17 protein-coding genes and 2 pseudogenes are annotated in these 19304 nt (G+C 58.7%); 12 read left to right on the top strand and 7 right to left on the bottom strand.

The features are described 5' to 3' along the window. Positions 1–12 precede the first annotated feature (12 nt). Entirely contained in the window at positions 13–927 is a 915-nt protein-coding gene (locus tag V3W40_RS32360; protein WP_027605855.1) for a site-specific integrase, read from the top strand. Positions 928–1084: 157 nt separating this feature from the next. Here V3W40_RS32360 and V3W40_RS32355 read toward each other — a convergent pair whose 3' ends face one another. Both V3W40_RS32355 and V3W40_RS32350 read right to left on the bottom strand, forming a co-directional pair. Next, complete coding sequence (locus V3W40_RS32355) at positions 1085–1942, bottom strand: SDR family oxidoreductase (protein WP_330216367.1); 858 nt, start codon at positions 1940–1942, stop codon at positions 1085–1087. Between the two features lie 100 nt (positions 1943–2042). Continuing rightward, positions 2043–3251 carry a multidrug effflux MFS transporter gene (locus V3W40_RS32350; protein WP_330216366.1) on the bottom strand — a complete coding sequence of 403 codons (1209 nt, stop codon included), beginning with the start codon at positions 3249–3251 and terminating at the stop codon, positions 2043–2045. A gap of 136 nt (positions 3252–3387) precedes the next feature. Here V3W40_RS32350 and V3W40_RS35065 point away from each other — a divergent pair. The 5 genes and pseudogenes from V3W40_RS35065 to V3W40_RS32330 form a co-directional block, all read left to right on the top strand. Next, positions 3388–4143: pseudogene (locus V3W40_RS35065) on the top strand (MCP four helix bundle domain-containing protein); the annotation flags it as partial. After that, a complete protein-coding gene (locus V3W40_RS35060; RefSeq protein ID WP_371263379.1) occupies positions 4138–5001 on the top strand; it encodes a methyl-accepting chemotaxis protein in 864 nt (287 codons plus the stop codon). The pseudogene V3W40_RS35065 and the gene V3W40_RS35060, both read left to right, overlap by 6 nt. Positions 5002–5201: 200 nt before the next feature. Beyond that, positions 5202–6122: a ribokinase gene (gene rbsK / locus V3W40_RS32340; protein ID WP_330216365.1), complete on the top strand. Its 921-nt coding sequence runs from the start codon at positions 5202–5204 to the stop codon at positions 6120–6122. Positions 6123–6148: 26 nt separating this feature from the next. Continuing rightward, positions 6149–7480 (top strand): L-fucose:H+ symporter permease, encoded by a 1332-nt coding sequence (gene fucP / locus V3W40_RS32335; RefSeq protein WP_074846801.1) that lies wholly within the window; start codon positions 6149–6151, stop codon positions 7478–7480. After that, the gene (locus tag V3W40_RS32330; protein ID WP_330216364.1) at positions 7477–8523 is read left to right on the top strand and encodes an aldose 1-epimerase family protein; all 1047 of its coding nucleotides are present in this window, start codon (positions 7477–7479) and stop codon (positions 8521–8523) included. The genes fucP and V3W40_RS32330 overlap by 4 nt, the downstream gene beginning before the upstream one ends. Here V3W40_RS32330 and deoR read toward each other — a convergent pair. Beyond that, entirely contained in the window at positions 8520–9278 is a 759-nt protein-coding gene (deoR, locus tag V3W40_RS32325) for a DNA-binding transcriptional repressor DeoR (RefSeq protein WP_065927542.1), read from the bottom strand. The two genes, V3W40_RS32330 and deoR, sit on opposite strands and share 4 nt — an antisense overlap. A gap of 128 nt (positions 9279–9406) precedes the next feature. On the opposite strand from deoR, the gene deoC reads away from it, so the two are divergent. The 5 genes and pseudogenes from deoC to V3W40_RS32300 form a co-directional block, all read left to right on the top strand. After that, a complete protein-coding gene (gene deoC / locus V3W40_RS32320) occupies positions 9407–10090 on the top strand; it encodes a deoxyribose-phosphate aldolase (RefSeq protein WP_074846799.1) in 684 nt (227 codons plus the stop codon). 189 nt (positions 10091–10279) lie between these two features. Beyond that, a complete protein-coding gene (locus V3W40_RS32315; protein WP_065927544.1) occupies positions 10280–10639 on the top strand; it encodes a response regulator in 360 nt (119 codons plus the stop codon). Further along, entirely contained in the window at positions 10639–11250 is a 612-nt protein-coding gene (locus V3W40_RS32310; protein WP_027605845.1) for a chemotaxis protein CheC, read from the top strand. The genes V3W40_RS32315 and V3W40_RS32310 overlap by 1 nt, the downstream gene beginning before the upstream one ends. A gap of 12 nt (positions 11251–11262) precedes the next feature. Next, positions 11263–12591 carry an ATP-binding protein gene (locus V3W40_RS32305; RefSeq protein WP_065927545.1) on the top strand — a complete coding sequence of 443 codons (1329 nt, stop codon included), beginning with the start codon at positions 11263–11265 and terminating at the stop codon, positions 12589–12591. Positions 12592–12593: 2 nt separating this feature from the next. Beyond that, positions 12594–12977: pseudogene (locus V3W40_RS32300) on the top strand (response regulator); the annotation flags it as partial. A 195-nt stretch (positions 12978–13172) separates the two neighbouring features. Here the strand turns inward: V3W40_RS32300 and gmtX are convergent. From gmtX to V3W40_RS32280, 4 genes are all read right to left on the bottom strand, one after another. Then, positions 13173–13832 (bottom strand): gamma-mobile-trio protein GmtX, encoded by a 660-nt coding sequence (gene gmtX / locus V3W40_RS32295; protein ID WP_330216363.1) that lies wholly within the window; start codon positions 13830–13832, stop codon positions 13173–13175. Next, entirely contained in the window at positions 13807–16398 is a 2592-nt protein-coding gene (gmtZ, locus tag V3W40_RS32290; RefSeq protein WP_330216362.1) for a gamma-mobile-trio integrase GmtZ, read from the bottom strand. The genes gmtX and gmtZ overlap by 26 nt, the downstream gene beginning before the upstream one ends. After that, complete coding sequence (gene gmtY, locus V3W40_RS32285) at positions 16395–17891, bottom strand: gamma-mobile-trio recombinase GmtY (RefSeq protein WP_330216361.1); 1497 nt, start codon at positions 17889–17891, stop codon at positions 16395–16397. Before gmtY ends, gmtZ begins: the two co-directional genes overlap by 4 nt. A gap of 130 nt (positions 17892–18021) precedes the next feature. Continuing rightward, positions 18022–18381: a winged helix-turn-helix transcriptional regulator gene (locus tag V3W40_RS32280; RefSeq protein WP_027605843.1), complete on the bottom strand. Its 360-nt coding sequence runs from the start codon at positions 18379–18381 to the stop codon at positions 18022–18024. A gap of 99 nt (positions 18382–18480) precedes the next feature. Here V3W40_RS32280 and V3W40_RS32275 point away from each other — a divergent pair, with 99 nt between their 5' ends. After that, positions 18481–19230 (top strand): SDR family NAD(P)-dependent oxidoreductase, encoded by a 750-nt coding sequence (locus V3W40_RS32275; protein WP_065927547.1) that lies wholly within the window; start codon positions 18481–18483, stop codon positions 19228–19230. Positions 19231–19304: the final 74 nt, after the last annotated feature.

Here is a 19304-nt window from a genome sequence, read left to right as displayed (position 1 = left end):
GGCTGATCTACCTTGACCGAGTCTATCCGTAACCCGTTGACCCTCTACCTCACCCGCCTGGCCCCCTCCAGCCAACTGACCATGCGCTACGTGCTGCAGGACGCCGCCGACCGCCTGGGCTTCGAAGACATCAACCTCGAAGACATCGACTGGCACCTGCTGCAACCCGAACATGTCATCGCCCTGGTCGCAGCGTTGCGTGAAGACGGCTACGCGCCGAATACCTCATCCCTGTACGTGAATGCCGTGCGCGGGGTGATGAATGAAGCCTGGCGCATGAGCCTGATCAGCCAGGAACATCTCCTGAAAATGCGTACGGTCAAGGCCACGCCCGGCACGCGCCTGGGCCAGGGCCGCAATCTGCGGCGCACGTTGATCCGGGAAATGATGGAAGTCTGCGCCGCCGACCCTCGCCCCCAAGGCCTGCGTGATGCAGCGGTCATCGGCATCCTGTATGGCTCGGGCATGCGCAAGTCCGAGTCGGTCAACCTCGACCTGGCGCAGATCAACTTCGATGAACGCAGCTTGCGGGTAATCGGCAAGGGCAACAAGGAGCTGGTCAAGTATGCACCGGACTGGGCTTTCGCCAAGTTGCAGGCCTGGTTGGCGTTCAGGCGCGAACAGCTCAAGGAAGGCGAGCAGGACGACAGCTTCCTGTTCAACCGCATACGAAGGGGCAGCCATATCACTCGCGAACGTATCACCAAGCACGCGATTTACTACATCGCCCGCCAACGGGGTGAGCAGGTCGGGGTGAAGATCATGCCCCACGATTTTCGCCGCTCGTTCATCACGCGGGTGATCGAGGAGCATGACCTGTCGATTGCACAGAAGCTGGCGCACCACACCAATATCCAGACCACCGCCAGTTATGACGTGCGTGACGACAATGAGCGGAGGCGGGCGGTGGACCGGTTCGATTTATAGGCGATCAGCGCGATATTACTAGGCCCTGTAGGAGCGAGCTTGCTCGCGAAGAGCTCACAGGCACCGCATTTATCCAGAATGCACGCGTTACCGTTGACGTTTTTCGCGAGCAAGCTCGCTCCTACAAAAGGCAAGTACGCTTAATTGATCGGTGGGTTTAGAGAATGGGTTTGCCACCGGTGACCGCATAACGCGAACCCGAGATGTAGCTGGCCTCGTCCGATGCCAGCAGCACATAAATCGGCGCCACTTCCACCGGTTGGCCGGGGCGGCCCAGTGGGGTTTCGCTGCCGAAGTTCTGCACGTCTTCATCAGTCATGGTCGCCACGATCAACGGCGTCCAGATCGGGCCGGGCGCGACGCTGTTGACGCGGATGCCCTTGCTGCCGAGTAATTGCGCCAAGCCGCCGGTGAAGTTGGCGATTGCGCCCTTGGTGGCGGCATAGGCCAGCAGGGTCGGTTTGGGCATGTCGGAGTTCACCGAGCTGGTGTTGATGATCGAACTGCCGGCCTTCATATGCGGCAGCGCAGCCTTGCAGAGGCGAAACATCGCGGTGATGTTGATATCGAAGGTCTTGACCCATTCCTCATCCTCGATCTCTTCGAGCGTTTCGTGGGTCATCTGGAACGCAGCGTTATTCACCAGCACGTCGATGTGCCCGAACTGTTCCACGGTCTTGTCGACCAGCGCCTGGCAGGTGGCTTTTTGCGCAATGTCACCGGGCAGCAACAGGCATTGGCGGCCCGCTTCCTCGACCCAGCGCGCGGTTTCCCTGGCGTCTTCGTGTTCGTCCAGATAGGCGATGGCCACATCGGCGCCTTCACGGGCGAAGGCGATGGCCACTGCGCGGCCAATGCCGCTGTCGGCGCCGGTGATCAGGGCGATCTTGTTGGCCAGCCGGCCGGAGCCCTTGTAACTCTGTTCCCCACAGTCCGGGTAGGGGTCCATCGTGCGTTGGGTACCGGGCACGTTTTGCGCCTGGGGGGCGAAGGGCGGGCGTGGGTAGTCAGTCATTTCCAATCTCCATAGGTTTCGAACGGTGCTATGGGATTAGTAGTTTCATGGCCGGCGATAGTTGTAATGGATGCCGGCCAGGCCCGACGAGCGGTATCGCTCAGCCGTGGGGTGGGGCGCTCGCCAGGTGCGCCGGCAGGCGGCGCAAGGTCCACAGCGTGGTGAACATCGCCGCGAGCGCACACAGCGCGATACCGATGAGCATCGGCGCCGGCGTGTGGTCGGCAAACACTCCGACCAGGGTCATGGACACGGCAGCGGTGATCATCTGGATGGCCCCCAACAGCGCGGAGGCAGATCCCGCCACAGCACCATGATCTTCCAGGGATAACACGCCCGCCGCCGGCAACAACAGGCCGAGGAAACCGAAGCCGATAAACAGCAACGCCATCATCAAGGCCAGGCTGTCGACCCACAGCGTGGTCGCGGCCAGCAGCACCATAACGGCGGCTACGGCGACCACCGACCAACGAATCAGTGGCGCCAGGCCGAAGCGTGCGCTCAAGCGTGCAGTGAGTTGGCTCATGGCAAAAAACGACGCGGCGTTCAGGGCGAAACACAGGCTGAACTGGGTAGGCGTGAGGCCGAAGTATTCGATATACACGAAGGGCGCACTGCCGATAAACACGAAGAACGTCGCCAGCCCGAACCCGCACACCACCGACAAACCGATGAAGACCGGGTCACGCAGCAGTGCGCCGTAGCTGCTGAACGCCGTGCCCAAGGTCTTGCCCAGCCGGCGCTCGGCGGGATGGGTTTCGGGCAGATGCACAATTGTCATCACCAGGCACAGCACGGCCACCACCGCGAGCACGGCGAACACTTCGCGCCAACTCCACAACGAAATCACCAGGCTGCCGGCCAGTGGCGCGAGAATCGGCGACACACTCATCACCAGCATCAGCAAGGCCATCAGCCGCGCGGCTTCATGGCCGGTGTACAGGTCACGCACGATCGCCCGGGGAATGACCATCCCGGCACAGGCGCCGAAGGCCTGCACGGCACGAAAGCCGATCAGCACTTCAATGGTGGGCGCCAGCGCGCAGCCGACGCTGCCCACTGCAAAGATCAGCAGACCGGCGTAAATCGGCGGCTTGCGCCCGAACACATCGCTGATCGGGCCGTAGAACAGCTGGCACACCCCAATGACCATGAAGAACACCGTGAGGCTCATCTGTACCGCCGCCGGCGAGGCGTGCAGGCTGGCGCCCAGGGTAGGCAGGGCGGGCAGGTAGATGTCGATGGCGAACGGGCCGACGGCGGTGATCAACCCCAGCAGTAACGCAAGGTGGGCAATACTTCGGGACATGGGCGGTTTCCGGCAGCGCAAAAGCCGATCAGCTTAAGGGATCCGCGCAGATCCGCAAACTTAGGCTTCACTAACAGGGATTGATGCCGATAACGGTAAGAACGTTGCTTCGACGGTTGGGTATGGGGATGTCAGCATGACGATCAAATTACGCTTGATGCTGTTGATTGCGACCGGGTTGCTCACGGCTCTGGTCATGAGCCTGGCCGGCTACCTGGGGAATGTTCGGATGAGCGAGGCCGTACAGGATAGCGAGGTGAGCATGACGGTCCTGCGCAACCATATGGAAGCCGACATGATGCACGACGCACTGCGTGCCGACGTGCTGTCTGCCATGCTCGTGGGGTTGGGCAAAAGCACCAGCAGCAAGGACGAGGTCAACACCTCGTTGAAGGAACACGCCGAGCATTTCCGTCAGGTACTGGGGGACAACCTCAAGTTGCCGCTGGATGCCACGATCAAGACCGGCCTGGAAAAAATCAGACCCAGCCTGGACACCTATATCAGTGCCGGCGAGCGCATCGTCGCGCTGGCACTGGAGAATCCTGAGGCCGCTCGCGGGGAACTGGACACCTTCAACAAGGCGTTTTCCCAGCTGGAAGATCAAATGGCGGCGATGAGCGAGCTGATCGAAAGCAATACTCAGGAGACCAGCGCCAGCACGCGGCAGACCATCAGCCACGCCAATTTGACCTTGGGCGCCGTATTGCTCGCCAGCCTGTTGCTGCTGCTGGCCCAGGGGCGCTGGGTGTTGTCGAGCATCATGGCGCCGCTGCAGGCCGCCAGCCGTATTGCCGACAGTATCGCCCGGGGCAACTTGAGCGAGCCGATTGTCGAACCCAAGCGCAAGGACGAAGCCAGCTCGTTGATCCGCAGCCTTGCCACCATGCAGCGAGATCTACGCGGCATGATCGAGGTGGTGCGCAGCAATGCCCATGGCGTCAATGGTATGAGCGAACGCTTGAGCCAAGGCTGCCATGACGTCGCCGGCAGCAGCCAGCAGCAAAGCGCGGCCGCCAGCACCATGGCGGCGGCGGCCAGTGAAATGACCGCCAGTATCGAAGAGATCACCCGGCATGCCGGGCGCGCCCTGGATATGGCCAACCAGGCCGAAGCCCTGGCCAAGGACGGCGGCCGGGTGATCCACCAGGTGGTGAAGGACATGGATGGCATTGCCCGCTCAGCGCAGCAATCGGCCCAGGTCATTCGTACGCTGGACAAGGAGTCCGAGGCGATCTTCAGCATTATCCAAGTGATCAAGGGCATCGCGGACCAAACCAACCTGTTGGCCCTTAACGCCGCGATTGAAGCCGCCCGCGCCGGCGAACAGGGACGCGGCTTTGCGGTGGTCGCCGATGAAGTGCGCAGCCTGGCGGGCCGCACCAGCGCCTCGACCCAGGAAATTGCCAGCATGGTCGGGCGTATCCAGCAGAACACCCGGGAAGCGGTGACCAGCATGGAGGAGGGCGTCACCCAAGTGGATAAAGGCATGGCGGTGACTGCCGAGGTGGAGCGAGCGATCCGCGATATTCTGCAGGCCACCCTGAATACCACCGAGTTGGTGAACGACATCTCGCGCACCATCGGTGAACAGAGTCTGGCCAGCAACGAGATCTCCCACCAGGTGGAGATGATTGCAGGGATGTCGGAAAACAACAGCCGCATCATCGGCGAAACCGCCTCGACCACCGATGAACTGGCCGGGCTGGCCGGCAAGTTGTCGCAATCCGTGGATCGCTTCAGCCTGTAACACCGCACAGACCTGATACACGCTTTATGGACCGGCCCCCTGTGGGTCGGTTTTTTTTGCCCGGTCCACCGGCCCACCCGCAGCGCTCATTGACCGGCCCCTGCAAAAAAAAGATTGAATATTCACACCTAATGTTATTTAAATAACAAAACAAGAGCGCCACGACCTGCCTGGTCGGGGTGCAACAAGGTGGAATAGCAATGAGCAAGATCGCAGTCATCGGCAGCAATATGGTGGATTTGATCACCTACATCGACCGCATGCCGGCCCAGGGCGAAACCCTGGAAGCGCCTGGTTTTGCCCTCGGGTGTGGCGGCAAGGGGGCGAACCAGGCGGTGGCGGCAGCCAAGCTTGGGGCGCAGGTGCTGATGTTGAGCAAGGTCGGCGACGACATGTTTGCCGACAACACCCTGGCCAACTTCCAGCGTTTTGGTATCGACACCCGTCATGTGCAGCGGGTGCCTGGGGTTTCCAGCGGTGTCGCGCCGATTTTTGTGCGGGCCGACTCCCACAACAGCATTCTGATCGTCAAAGGCGCCAATGCGCATTTGTTGCCGGCGGACATCGACGCAGCGGCCGCCGACCTGCGCGAGTGCACGCTGATCGTGCTGCAGTTGGAGATCAATCTGGAGACGGTCTACTACGCCATCGAATTTGCGCACCGGCACGGCATCGCGGTGCTGCTCAACCCGGCACCGGCCCTGGCCGGCCTGAGCGGGGAGCATCTGGCGCAACTGGACTTCCTGATCCCCAATGAATCGGAACTGGCGTTGATCACCGGCCAGGTCGTGGACTCGCCGGACGCCGCCCAGCGTGCCGCGCGCACGCTGGTGGCCAGCGGCATTCGTCACGTGATCGTCACCCTCGGTGAACACGGTGCGTTGTACGTGGGAGAGGAGGGCGAATTCCGGGTGTCGGGCCGAAAGGTCGTGGCACGGGACACCACGGGCGCCGGCGATGCCTTTATCGGTTGCTTCATTCAGCACTGGAGCCGCGACGGCGGTATCCGGCAGGCCATGGAACAGGCCGTGGCGTATTCCGCCTGCTCGGTCATGGCCCTGGGCACCCAGACGTCATATCCCGACAGCGAGGCGTTCGCCCGTTTCCAGCAACAGCCGTAACCCCCAAACCAGCCCGGAGAACAATAATGAACAAACCTGCGCTGCAACAGACACCCGATGGTTTCTACCTGAACCGCACGCCCTGGTTCGCCTTTATCCTGCTGTGCAGCATCTTTGCGCTGTGGGCGGCGGCGGCAAGCATGAATGACGTGCTGATCGCACACTTCAAGAAAGCGTTTTTGCTCAGTGATTTCCAGACCGCCTTTGTGCAGTCGGCGTTTTACCTGGGCTACTTTTTCGTGGCGATTCCGGCGGCGATGGTGGTGCGCCGCTTCAGCTACAAGAGCACGATCCTGATCGGGTTGCTGCTGTACATGTTCGGCTGCCTGCTGTTTTTCCCGGCGGCGTCGACGGCCAAGTACGGCATGTTCCTGCTGGCGCTGTTTGTGATTGCGGCCGGCCTGTCGTTCCTGGAAACCGCCTGCAACACCTACTCGACCCTGATGGGGCCACGGGAAACCGGGACGCGGCGCTTGAACATCTCGCAGACGTTCCACCCCTTCGGTGCGATGGCCGGGGTGTACGTCGGCAGCTTCGTGATGTTCAAGGACACCGACGCGACCACGGAACAACTGGCCCGGATGAGCGCCTCCGAGGCTGCCGTGCAGCAGTTGCAGATGATCCAGTCCACGCTGTTGCCCTACAAGTGGATGATCGCCGTGCTGGTGCTGATGTTTATCCTGGTCGCGATCACTCGGTTCCCTGCCTGCAAGGGCAATAAGCCGGCTGACAGCAGGCCTGGCAGCCTGCGCCACAGCCTGGGCCGGCTGTGGCGTAACCCGCGCTTTACCTTTGGCGTATTGGCGCAGTTTCTCTACGTGGGCGCCCAGGTCGGCGTGTGGAGTTTTACCATTCGCCTGGCGATGCAAATGGGCGGAATGAATGAACGCAGCGCCTCATGGTTTTTGCTGACCACCTTTGCCGCCTACTTTGTCGGCAAGATGATCGCCAACCTGTTGATGCGCCGCCTGCATCCGGCCAAGGTCCTGGCGATCTACGGTGTGCTGTGCATTGTGCTGCTGGCCTACACCATTCTGGTGCCGAATATTTCGGCGGTGTACGCAGCGGTCGGCGTGAGTATTTTCCTCGGCCCGTGCTGGCCGACCATTTACGGCCTGACCATCGATGGCCTGGGTGAAGACACCGGCGTCGGCGGTTCATTGCTGGTGATGAGCATCGTCGGCGGCGGGGTGATTCCGATCTTCCAGGGCCTGTTGTCCGATGCCAGCGGCGGCAATATGCAACTGGCCTACAGCGTGCCGTTGCTGTGTTTTATCGTGATCGTGATGTACGCGGTCAAGTGCATGCGCCAACCCGGCACGTTACCGTCGAGCGCTGTTGCGGCGGTGGCCTCATGAATACGCGGATTGCGCTGTATCCAGCGGTGTTTGCCGAGCAGGAGAGAATCCTGTTGCAGTCCGAGGATTTCAAGGTCAGTGCCTGGATCTATCCGTCCGGCGTGCTGGCCGTGAGCCTGGAGAACAGTCGTGGACGCCTGGTGCTGCTGCCTTATCAAGGGCAGATGATCTGGTCGGCGGTGTTCGACGGCTGTGACCTGACCATGAGCAACCTGTTCGAGCACCCCCGGCCCAGCCCGACGGTCATCGATACCTACGGCTGCTTCATGTTTCACAGTGGCCTGCTGCGCAACGGTTGCCCGGCGCCGGATGACACCCACTCCTTGCACGGCGAAATGCCTTGCGCCCCGATGGACTCGGCCTGGCTGGAAATCGGCGAGGGCTTTGTGCGCCTGGGCGGTTGCTATCAATACGCCAAGGGCTTCGGCGATCGCTACCGGGCGTGCCCCAGCGTGACCCTGCGCGCCGATTCGGCGGTGTTCGATATTGACATGGACGTGACCAACCTGGCCGGCAAGCCTATGGAACTGATGTACATGGCCCACATGAACTACGCCTTTGTGGCCGGCGCGCGGTTTGTAGAGCCATGGGGCATGCAGCGCCTGCGCCTGCGCACCAGTATTCCGGACCACGTCAAGCCGACGCCGGACTGGGGTGCCTACATGGCGCAACTGGCCGAACAACCCGGGCAATTGGCCTGTCTCGATCAGCCGGGGTTGTACGACCCTGAAATCGTGTTTTTCTTCGACGGCGTCGGCACAGACGCCACCGGCCAGGCCCACTTCCTGCTGGATCATCCCGATGGCGCGGCGTTCTACACCCGCTATCGCCCCGAACAATTCGCCCACGCCGCACGCTGGATCCTGCACACGCCGGATCAGCAAGTGGCGGCGTTCGTGCTGCCATCGACGTGCGAACCCGAGGGCTATAACGCCGAGAAAGCCAAAGGCCACGTGCGTTTGCTGGCGGCGGGAGCCAGCGCTTCGTTCAGTGTCACCACCGGCTACCTGAGCGCGCAGGAACGCCAGCGGTTGCTGGGTTAAACCAGCAATTGCGCGCCGTGGGCCTGGATGGCGTCCTTGTAGCTGCGGGGGATTTTCTTGTCGCTGACCACGTACTGAAAGTCTTGCAGGGCAGCGAAGTGAGCGGTGCGCACCGTGTCGAACTTGCTGAAGTCGGCGAGCAACACACGTTGCTGGGCCTGGCGCATGACCTTTTGCTTGACCTCGACTTCATTGAAGTTGAAGCACGTCACGCCGAATGCCTGGCTGACGCCGGCGGCAGTCACGAAGGCCCATGTCAGGCGCACGCTGTCGAGGATGCTGCTTTCGGCACTGTTTTCAAACACCTGGTTCTTGCGATGGAAGGTGCCGCCGCACAACACGATGTGGCAGTTGGGCTTGTTATGCAGCTTGAGCAGCACGTTCAACGAGCTGCACACCGCCGTGAACTCCAAGTCGTCGGGGATGAAGTCGATCACGAACGGCGAGGTGGTACCGCAGTCGAAAAACACCGTGTCACCGGGCTGGATGAGGCGCGCGGCGAGTTTGCCGATGCGGCGCTTTTCCTCGACGTGGCGGGTGTCCTGCTCGGCAACCCGGTAATCGCTGACCTCGCTGCCGACCCGGGTGATGTAGCCACCCAGCAGGCGCAGGTGATCACTGAAGTGGTTGAGATCGCGGCGCAGGGTCATCTCCGAAACCTCCAGCAGCGCCGCCATTTCCCTCAGGTGAATGGCGTTCTGGTCCTGCAAGGCTTGTTGGATAAGCTTGAGTCGCTCGGCTTTTCTACTGTCCACGAGTATTCCAGGGCTTGATTGTTTGTGTTAGATAAGTAACATTCAATGTTATTATTATAACGCATTAGTGTGGGTGCTGTGACAAGCGGCACACGACCATTCGCAACATACAGGCAAGGGCACGTTAAATGAACACTCTTCAACCCGCAGCATTGGCCAAGTACATCGATCACACCTTGCTGGCGCCCGACGCCTCCCGCGAGCAGATTCGCACTTTGTGCGAGGAAGCCCGGGAGCACGGTTTTTATTCGGTGTGCCTGAACTCAGGGCAGGTGCCTTACGCCGCTTCCTGCCTGGCCGACGACAGCGTGGTGATTTGTGCCGTGGTGGGCTTTCCCCTGGGCGCCGGCCTGAGTGACACCAAGGCCTTCGAAGCCGAACGGGCGATTGCCGCCGGGGCAGGGGAGATCGACATGGTGCTCAATATCGGCTGGTTGAAGGACGGTTTGCTGGACGCAGTGCGCGAAGACATTGCCTTGGTCCACAAGGCCTGCGGCGCCGTGCCGTTGAAGGTCATCCTGGAAACCTGCCTGCTGGACGACGAAGAGAAAGTCCAGGCCTGCGAAATCTGCCGGGACCTGGGTGTGGCGTTCGTCAAGACCTCCACGGGGTTCAGCCGAAGCGGTGCCACCGCCGAAGACGTGGCCCTGATGCGTAAAACCGTGGGCGCCGCGGTTGGGGTCAAGGCGTCCGGGGGTGTGCGCGATTATCCGACGGCACTGAAAATGATTGAAGCCGGGGCGACGCGCTTGGGCAGCAGTTCGGGGATTGCGATTGTCGGCGGGGCGATGACGGCGGCCAGTGGTTACTGAGTTTCGGGCCGGCGCCTGGCAGCCTGTAGGGAAATCCCTACAGGCTGCGCAAATCATTAGAGCACTATCCGGATTTCTTCATGGCTCTTTGCTATATGTCACGCTAGAGTGATTGGAAGATTCAATGAAGTCTTGATTTCTCCGGCCTCGGCCGAGGCCGCAGGACACTTCATACCTGTGGAGTGCACCATGAAAGTTCTAATCGCCGATGATTCATCCATGTCCCGCAAGATGGTCTTGCGTTCCCTGCCGGAATCACTGACCGAAGATGTTCGCCAGGCCTGCAACGGTGCCGAGGTGATGGAGGCTTACCACGCCGGTTTGGTCGACCTGCTTTTTCTCGACCTCACCATGCCCGTCATGGATGGCTTCCAGACCCTGGAGGCACTCAAGCGCGAAGACGCCAACGTGGTCGTCGTGGTGATCAGTGCAGACATCCAACCCCTGGCCAGGCAACGGGTATTCGACCTGGGCGCTGCTGCCTTTGTAGCCAAGCCGGTTACGGCTGAAGCTGTAGTCAATGCCTTGCACGTCATAGGAGTGCTTTGATGGAAACCTTGGCCGCACTCACCGAAGACCAACGTGATGCCCTGCAGGAACTGATGAACATCGCCATGGGACAGGCGGCCGAGCGACTGGCGCTGCTGACCGATACCATGGTGACGCTTTCGGTTCCCTTTATTCACCCGCTGATCCGGGAACAGAATCACCTGTTGATTCCGGAGCATCTGCGTCGGAGCTTCATGATCGTCACCCGCCAGTCTTTTCTGGGTGAGCTACGCGGCGAAGTGTTCGTGTGCTTTGGCTCCAAGGGGGCCGATGAACTGGCCGAACTGCTGGGCTACAAGGGCAGCGGCCTGGAGCAGCAGCACGAGTTGATGCTTGATGTCACCAACATCCTGACCGGCGCCTGCATCAGTGGCCTGGCACGGCAGGTGGCGACTCAGGTGAGTTATGACGCACCGTCCATTCTCGTCCACACCGAACATGCGGCGAATGCACTGGATGAATTGAACCTGAATGAACACCTGGCGATGGTGCTGGAAATCCGTTTCGAGGTTCAGGCTCATCAGTTCTCCTGCGACTTGTTGATCTGCATCACTGAACGTACGGCAGGCGTTGTCGTTCGGGCCATCGATCGTTTGCTGGACGAACTTTGAAGGGATCTCTTCATGACAGACATCAAGGCAATTTCCCGGGAAACCCTTGAGTCGATGCTCAAGGCCATCAACATGGGCGTATTGCTGGTCGACCAGGACTGCAAGGTGCTGTTCTCTAACCATTTCATGTCCATCAACAGTGGCCGCAGCGCGGAAGAACTGGTCGGCCGTACGTTGTTCGAAGCCTTTCCGGAGCTGCCGGAGGCCTGGACCCGGCAGAAGATCAACAGCGTCATCACCCTGCAAAACTTTGCGTTCACGTCATGGCAGCAGCGGCCGCACCTGTTCAATTTCGAGAGTACCCGGCCCATCAGTGGCATGGTCCGGCACATGTATCAGAACTGCACCTTCTTCCCGGTGCAAGACGCCGATGGCAGCAATCTTGGCGTGGGCCTGGCCATCAGTGACACGACCGATACCGCTGCCCGTCAACTTGAGCTGACGCACCTTAACAAGTTGCTGGAAGAAGAGAAGGGCGCCCAGGCGCTGCTGATCGCGCGGCTCGAAGACGCACAGGCGCAGTTGCTGCAGTCCGAGAAAATGGCGGCGATAGGGCAACTTGCTGCAGGCGTGGCCCACGAGATCAATAACCCGATCGGGTTTGTCGGCTCCAACGTCAACAGCCTGCGTCGTTACCTGGTGGACATCTTCGCGCTGCTCGAAGCCCATGAGCAGGCGACCGACGACAGGCATGCCAGCGCTCATCCCGAGCTTGCGGTGATGCGGGACAAGATGGATTACACCTTCATGCGCCAGGACATCGACGACCTGCTGGCCGAGTCGGTCGACGGCCTTGACCGGGTCACTCGCATCGTCAAGGACCTGCGCGAGTTCTCCCACGTCGACAGTTACGAATGGCAGTTGGCCGACCTGCACAAGGGGCTCGACAGTACCCTCAACGTTATCTGGAACGAGATCAAGTTCAAGGCTCAGGTGATCAAGTGCTACGGCGATGTCGAGCCCATCGAATGCATGGGTTCACAGATCAACCAGGTCTTCCTGAACTTGCTCATCAATGCAAGCCATGCCGTGGGCGCCGACGGCGAAATCACCATCAGCAGCGGCAGGGAGGACGGTGGAGTCTTCGTCGAAATCGCCGACAACGGCCATGGCATTCCCCTTGAAATCCAGAACCGGATATTCGAACCGTTCTTCACAACCAAGCCGGTGGGCATGGGGTCGGGCCTTGGCCTGTCGTTGTCGTACAGCATCATGGTCAAGCACCATGGACGCCTCACCGTCGACAGTGAGCCGGGCAGGGGGAGTCGCTTCCGCGTCTGGTTACCCTTACGCCAGCCGGTAATTGAGGCTGTCTCTACCTGCGCCGTTGAAGGACGCTGATCATGGATACGTTGCCTTCCTGCGAAAAACGACACACCGTCATGCTGGTGGATGATGAGGAAAGTATCCTCAACAGCCTTCGGCGCCTGCTGCGCGCAAAGCCTTACGACTTGCTGCTGGCCACGAGCGGTGCCCAGGCGCTGAGCCTTTTCGAACAACACGCGGTCGACCTGATCGTCTGCGACGCGCGCATGCCGTTCATGGACGGGCCGACCTTGCTGCGCGAGGTGCATAGGCGCGATCCGCACTGCGTGAATATCCTGCTGACCGGCTACGCCGATATGAGCATGATCACGCAGGCAATCAACGATGGGTATGTGTTCCGTTACATCAGCAAGCCCTGGAATGATGAAGAGCTCAAGCTCACTCTCGATCAGGCTCTGGAAATGAAGAGTGCTCGTTGAGCGTAACCCGGCGAATTCGTCGCCAAGCCTATAACTCAACTAAATAGACACAGATAAGATCACCTACTGTACTAAGATGACCGTGGGCCAGTAGCACTGGGGGCTAAAGCCGCGAGGGACGGTTAGTGTATGTACTAACATGCTGTACTACAAGCCATCCCTCCACAGCCCGTCAGATCATTCGATTTCCTTCAGAATTTTCCTAATCGCAGGCACGTAACCATGCTTGTAGATCTCACCTGAATCCCCTTTCACCTGACCTGCCCTGGTGACCATCCAGCCTTGCTTGTCGAAGAAATCGTCCGAAACCGCAGCTCTTAGGGCTGTAATCTCCATGTCACTGAGAACCCCTTTCAGTGAAGGCAGCAGCTGAACTGACTCGCTCTCTTGAGATATCTCGACCACATTGGGGCGTCGGTCAACAACAATGTCCTTTTGAGATTTCAACAGGTTGAGTTCGGCCAGGTAGCGGCGACGCTCGGCCAAGATCTGCGTAAAAACTGCACGCAGCGCTGGATCGTCGATACGTCGAACTAGCTCATTATCGCTTGGTACACCCTGTTCCTTGGACTTCGCAGGCAGTTTCCTATCTGTTCCCACACTGGCAGCCCAAGTCTCAATTAACTGCCGAAAGCGAAACCCCCCGGTGTTGCGTATCGTTGAGGCAGACGGCCCTCCAGCCTCAACAGAGAGCTTGGCAATCGTGGCAATCGAGAAATTGCGACTCCCCGTTTTCTGATGAGCCTCCAGGACGCCATGCAGCACGGTCAGGGACTTGGCTTGTTGCTTGGTAGCCTGTGACACGAGTTCTTCAAAGATCAGCTGCGGATCGATCACGGATGGCCTCCCGTACTTGTTTTGAGGTGGTTGTGATCAGGTCAGAAAGCTTCGCTACAGGCTGCTTCGTAACGCGCTCTAGCGGCTCCATGGCGGCTGGAAGAAGCTTTAGGCCTTCTCCGGCCTCAAGCAGGCTGGAAACCTCGCGGAATCCCTCCATTTGGTTTTTAGGAGATAGCGTCAAAGCCATAGACCTCATCATTGCATTCCCAGCGATGAGCTGGAGGCGATCATCCATTCCCATCAAAATAGGTGCGTAGCCGCCCTGCATGAGGAGATGGTTTAAAGCGCGGGAGCGCTTTTCGATGGCAGGTGTGGCCCTCAGCTCATCGGTCAAATCAGCGTAAATTTCAGCGTTCTCGCACAGCTGAGATATCTGCCACAGCTCGCTACGGGTTTCGATGAATGAGATGGGCTGATGGATGTCCTCCAAGGAACCCACAGCTACCAGCTTCGTGCCCGAATCATCTGTGTCCCGGCCCTCTTCGATTGCGACAATCTTGCTGATGATCTGGAAGCAGGAGACCAAGTCTTTCGCGTACTCATCGGCCTCCTTGATCTGCTTTTCGTAGCGCCTTTCAGCCTGTTGCAGCTCCGCATGCAGGAGGAAGGGGCGTTTTTCTTGCTCAGCAAAGTACATTTCGTTGAGCAGCTCATCGCGATCTTGTTCGATCTCAACGGCAAGTGATGAGACCTGAGAGGCTAAATAACTCAGCATGTTGAGGTGGGCCACAAGCGCTGGTAGATAGCGTGCATCCGTGATGAACCAACGGCAGCGGGGACAGTTTTCTAGGCCGTGTGGAACTGGCCCATAGATGTGGCCTTTACTGCTCCGACCGACAATCTCCCCTCCGTTCCAGCATCCGCCTATGTTGCTCATTTCGTCAGATCGAGCGCTGTTTCCGCCGACAAGGCATAAGCCTATGTGACGCTGCTCCCAGCCAATGGCGTTGCGATTCGCCAACGCAATGTCGATTGCGCCAGCATCAATGAATGCCGTTTTAGAGTGGATCTGACGCATATCAGCGTCCCGGAGGAAGATCTTCAGGCTTTCATCCTGCGCAGCACTGATGCGTCCGCTGGCCAAGTCCATTACCTGGGACACCATCGCCGGGGTTGGCTTGGTGTAGTGCAGCGTCATAATGATCCTGGAGTGCCCAGCAATCAGCTTAGATAGCACTTGAATCGGGACACGCCCCTCCATGGCATAGCACGTCAAAAGCGAAACACGGAGGCTATGAAGCGGGAAATGCGTTTTGACCGGTAGTACATTTAATTCGGGGTCGACAGGCTGCACAAAGCGCAACCTAGAGCCGTCTGACAGGGTTTGACCACGCGCGGCAGCCCGATCCTCTAGCGTGGAGAGCAATCGATACCATAGGTTGGGCAGTGTATTGCTTGCAATGGGCTTGTCGCGCTCACCTGGAGCCGCTGTGGGGTCGCGGAAGAGGAAGCAGATCGAGCCCATGTCTTTCTTCTGCTCGACAGTTTTGACGCTACCAAAGTGCTTCTCTACAAGCACGGTGCAGGGCGTAGGGCCGTTAATAGGGTTGTATTTCTCTTGCCAGTCCCTCAGGCGTTCCAGCCAGTACAGGACATCTTCGTTCTGCCATGGGATCGTGTAGCCACGCTCACGAGACTCCTTGTTCTGGTCTGCCGTTTTGTTCGTACTGACGTAGAGGCCGGTCATGATTTCACCGATATCCCGGTCGTGGATACGGCAGAAGACCCCTCGTTTCCATGGGTTCGCCTCACGGCCTAGAGAGAACCCATGGCGCTTGTTCAGAATCCAGTCGCCACCCTCGTACCGCCACGTATCTGCCTCACCAGAGTCCAGAAAACGTACCTGATAAGTGCGAAGCGGCAAATGAAGCTTTATGTGCAGCGCCATTGACCTAACGGGAGACCAGATTTCGTAACGATCATTTTTGTAGCGCCATACGCAATCCGGGTCATCTTCGTCGATGGCTGACTGCTCAACCGGAAACCAGTCTCCGAAATCCGAGCGCAATTGGCCGGACTGGGATTGAGCCCATTCCCAGTCGCGGAATGTTCCCCTGGGCTGCGGGCACAGAATTTCGCGAAGCTCCCGAATGTATGCGTAGGGCAATGGGTTGTACACGGTCTCGGTGATTACCGTCTTTTCCTTCCCTTTGACAAACGGATTCTTGACCACGGCCATAGGGACGCCATGGTCATTTGGCTCGCTGTAGCTGTGAGTGATGATCCAGCCGAGCAGATCCACGATCCAGTTCTGGTTTTTAACGGCAGTCGCGGCGCTCATGGATGCCTCCAGGATTGGCCTCAACTCCGGCAGCAAACCTTTCTCTGCGATCTGGAAAAACACGTCTGGACTGGCCCCGCCCGGCACCGTTGGTAGGTAATGAGCCATGAACCAATTCATCGCGTTGATTTTCACGCCAATGGAGCCGTTCTGCGTGGCTATCCAGCCGGAAAAGAGCTGACGCCAGCGTTCCCAAGCTTCGCCTCGCTCTTGAACAATCCAATTGAAGTTCGTGTCCGAAGAGCGACCGTCACGCGAGCCGCGTCGTGTTGTCTTAGTCAAAATTTCTTAACTCTGTACTTTGCTTGTGGCGATTCGAAAGCTGCCAGGATCTCTGGCAACGCTTCGTCCCAATCGTTGAATGGCGAAATGATCTTGCCGCTGTCGGTCAACTCATCGAGCCTCTCTTCAGCGGCTGTAAGCGCAGAAGAAACGTCCGCAACACCTGGTGCGGTATATCTCTTCTGCGAATCCAGGGAGCGGTGATGCATCGCTTTGCGGATGATCTGCGGGGGAACCCCGGCCTTGGTCATCCGCCGACCAAAAGCGTGTCGATGGCCATGGGTAGATCGACCCTCGGGCTTTGAAACCGTTTCCCCAATTCGCGCTAGGGCCCGCTTGTAGTTGCCGTTGAGCGCTTGAAGGGTGTAAGGCTGGCCTGCGGCGGAGTCTTCGTAGGAGACGAAGGCGTATGGGTGGTGCCGCTCTACTGTGGTCAGGTAGCGGAGATGCACCCTCCAAAGCATCATGAAGAGCACGCTGAAGCGTGGAGGAAACCAGTGCAGCTGGATGTAATTGTCGACGTGGTCAACCATCCTGGTTTTCCACCCAACACGTTTGGTGCCCTGGCGAAGATTTCGGGGCGTTAGGGCGTACTTCTCCCTTAAGTAAGCCGCACGTGTTGTCGTGCCTTTGCGCCCCCTCCAGTTGTCTGGTGCCTTGCCTTCCTCTGGGTGATAGACACGAACCATGGCGCCACCCTCGATCAGTGGGTGATCTTCAACATCGACTACCCATAGATGCTGTGCGTCGCTCTCTCGCAAACCCGCGCCATGCATCATGATCAATATCAATTGATCTCGTACTGCACACCTAGGATCAGAAGCTCCACCGAAGCCATCCATGTACATCGCTTGGAACAACTTCTCAGGGAATGCCACGGCATCATCATCAGCGTTGCTGAGCGTGCGCCGGCCTCGAATATTCCGCGACTGATCCACGTTCTCCGAGAGCGCCTTGCTTCTGATGTGCCCTAGGAAATCATTGCTGTTACGGCGATGCCAGGCAGCGAAGTTAAGTCTCTGATCATAGGTACTGGCGGTCATCAAGGGGTTCATGGCCGGAGCGTCGTACAGATCAGCAAGATAGTCTGTGAAACCCTTGAGAACTGAAACGTGACGGTTGGATGAGTTGCGACTGGCTGGAACCCACCCTAGACCAGATGGATCTAGGCCATCATCTCCAACCGTTCCGGTATAGAGGCGTGAGGCAAAAGCCTGGAAGAGGGCGCGGGGATCAGAGAAGTGGTGCTGGTTGGCCTCCATGTACTCCAGCAGCAGCTTTGTGGCCTGGGTGACCGAACGCTGCCAGCTAGGACTCAGGTGGTGGTTATCCAGGAGGTAGTCAACCAGCGAGGACACCACTCCATGCTCAGTTATCAGGACAGGGATCTCGCTCTGGATTCCCGTATCGTCAACCACCACCTTCGCTACTACCTGAACCACCGCCATCCAATGCACCCACCCAAAAAGGTGCGGATGGTACAGATAGTACATGTATAGGTGTCAACACTTTGATTTCTAGGGGGAGGTAGAGCTAGGTTTTACCTCTAATCTAATGCACTTAGTATAGTTTTAGGTGATACCAATAATAGTCATTTAGTTGAGTTGGCTATCGGGGCAGGGCTCAGGCCTGGGCGAGGGCGCTGATACGCCGTTCGCTGATGCGTTCGACGGTGTCCATATGTTCGGTGCCCCACACGCACAACGCGCCCAGCGCAGTGGCCAGTGACTGCCCGAAGGGTGTCAGGGAATACTCGACCTTGGGCGGGATCTCCTGGAAGTCGATCCGCGCGATGATTTCGTCGCGTTCCAATTCCTTGAGTTGCTGGATCAACACCTTGTCGGTCACGCCGCCAATCGCACGCCTTAACTCGCCATACCGATGAACATGTCGCGCCAGGTTATACAGGACCAGCGGTTTCCATTTGCCGCCAATCACCGCCAGGGCAGCCTCGAGCCCGCAATTGAAGGTGTTGTTCGCCATGTGATGGGTGCTCCAAAGGGGTACTTACTAAAAGGTGCATACTATTCAAAAGAATAGTCTGGATCTAGAGTTGGGCCTCAACATTCTTCGGAGTTAACCATGAGCAGGCTCGACGGGAAAATTGCAGTGATCACCGGTGGCAACAGTGGTATTGGCCTGGCAACCGCCATTCGCTTTGCAGCGGAAGGTGCACAGGTGGTGATTGTGGGACGCAGGCAGGAAGAACTGGACAAGGCGCTGGGCCTGATCGGGCCTACAGCGATCGCCATTCAAGGGGATATCTCGAGGCTGGACGACCTGGAGCGCATTTTCACCCACATCAAAAGCGTCAAAGGTCGCGTTGACGTGCTGTTCGCCAATGCAGGCCTGGGGGATTTCCAGCCGCTCGGGTCGATCACCGAAGAGTCGTTCGATCGCACGTTCGGCATCAACGTCAAAGGCACACTGTTCACCGTGCAAACAGCGCTGCCACTGATGCACGCCGGCGGTTCGGTGATCCTCACAGGTTCGACCACCGGCACCATGGGCACACCGGCATTCAGCGTGTACAGCGCCACGAAAGCCGCATTGCGTAATTTCGCCAGGAGCTGGGCGCTGGATTTGAAAGGCAGCGGTATTCGCGTCAACGTACTTTCACCGGGACCAATCTCGACACCGGGCCTGGACCTGGCGCTTTCAAGTACCGGCCAGAAGGATGCAATCATTGATGACATGACGGCGCAATTGCCACTGGGCCGTATCGGCCAACCGGAAGAAGTTGCGGCGGCGGCATTGTTCCTGGCGTCGGACGACAGCAGTTTCATGACCGGCAGCGAAATGTTTGTGGATGGAGGGTTCGCTCAGGTTTGAACCAGAGAGGGGCTTTGCCTGTTGGAATCTGACGGGCACTGCCCCTCATTACGTAACATTGTATTACGCATAAT

Origin of the sequence: Pseudomonas sp. AM8 (assembly GCF_036346475.1) — a bacterium.
Lineage (GTDB): Bacteria > Pseudomonadota > Gammaproteobacteria > Pseudomonadales > Pseudomonadaceae > Aquipseudomonas > Aquipseudomonas marginalis.
Note: the sequence above shows the minus strand (reverse complement) of the source record. Positions and strands in the feature narration are given on the sequence as shown.

What these genes read in the sequence shown, in the direction of transcription:
- V3W40_RS32305 (WP_065927545.1), top strand. Translation starts at nt 11,263, where the DNA reads ATGACAGACATCAAGGCAATTTCCCGGGAAACCCTTGAGTCGATGCTC.
- V3W40_RS32330 (WP_330216364.1), top strand. Translation starts at nt 7,477, where the DNA reads ATGAATACGCGGATTGCGCTGTATCCAGCGGTGTTTGCCGAGCAGGAG.
- gmtY (WP_330216361.1), bottom strand. Translation starts at nt 17,891, where the DNA reads ATGTACTATCTGTACCATCCGCACCTTTTTGGGTGGGTGCATTGGATG.
- fucP (WP_074846801.1), top strand. Translation starts at nt 6,149, where the DNA reads ATGAACAAACCTGCGCTGCAACAGACACCCGATGGTTTCTACCTGAAC.
- V3W40_RS32355 (WP_330216367.1), bottom strand. Translation starts at nt 1,942, where the DNA reads ATGACTGACTACCCACGCCCGCCCTTCGCCCCCCAGGCGCAAAACGTG.
- V3W40_RS32275 (WP_065927547.1), top strand. Translation starts at nt 18,481, where the DNA reads ATGAGCAGGCTCGACGGGAAAATTGCAGTGATCACCGGTGGCAACAGT.
- V3W40_RS32350 (WP_330216366.1), bottom strand. Translation starts at nt 3,251, where the DNA reads ATGTCCCGAAGTATTGCCCACCTTGCGTTACTGCTGGGGTTGATCACC.
- V3W40_RS35060 (WP_371263379.1), top strand. Translation starts at nt 4,138, where the DNA reads ATGCAGCGAGATCTACGCGGCATGATCGAGGTGGTGCGCAGCAATGCC.
- rbsK (WP_330216365.1), top strand. Translation starts at nt 5,202, where the DNA reads ATGAGCAAGATCGCAGTCATCGGCAGCAATATGGTGGATTTGATCACC.
- V3W40_RS32280 (WP_027605843.1), bottom strand. Translation starts at nt 18,381, where the DNA reads ATGGCGAACAACACCTTCAATTGCGGGCTCGAGGCTGCCCTGGCGGTG.
- deoC (WP_074846799.1), top strand. Translation starts at nt 9,407, where the DNA reads ATGAACACTCTTCAACCCGCAGCATTGGCCAAGTACATCGATCACACC.
- V3W40_RS32310 (WP_027605845.1), top strand. Translation starts at nt 10,639, where the DNA reads ATGGAAACCTTGGCCGCACTCACCGAAGACCAACGTGATGCCCTGCAG.
- V3W40_RS32315 (WP_065927544.1), top strand. Translation starts at nt 10,280, where the DNA reads ATGAAAGTTCTAATCGCCGATGATTCATCCATGTCCCGCAAGATGGTC.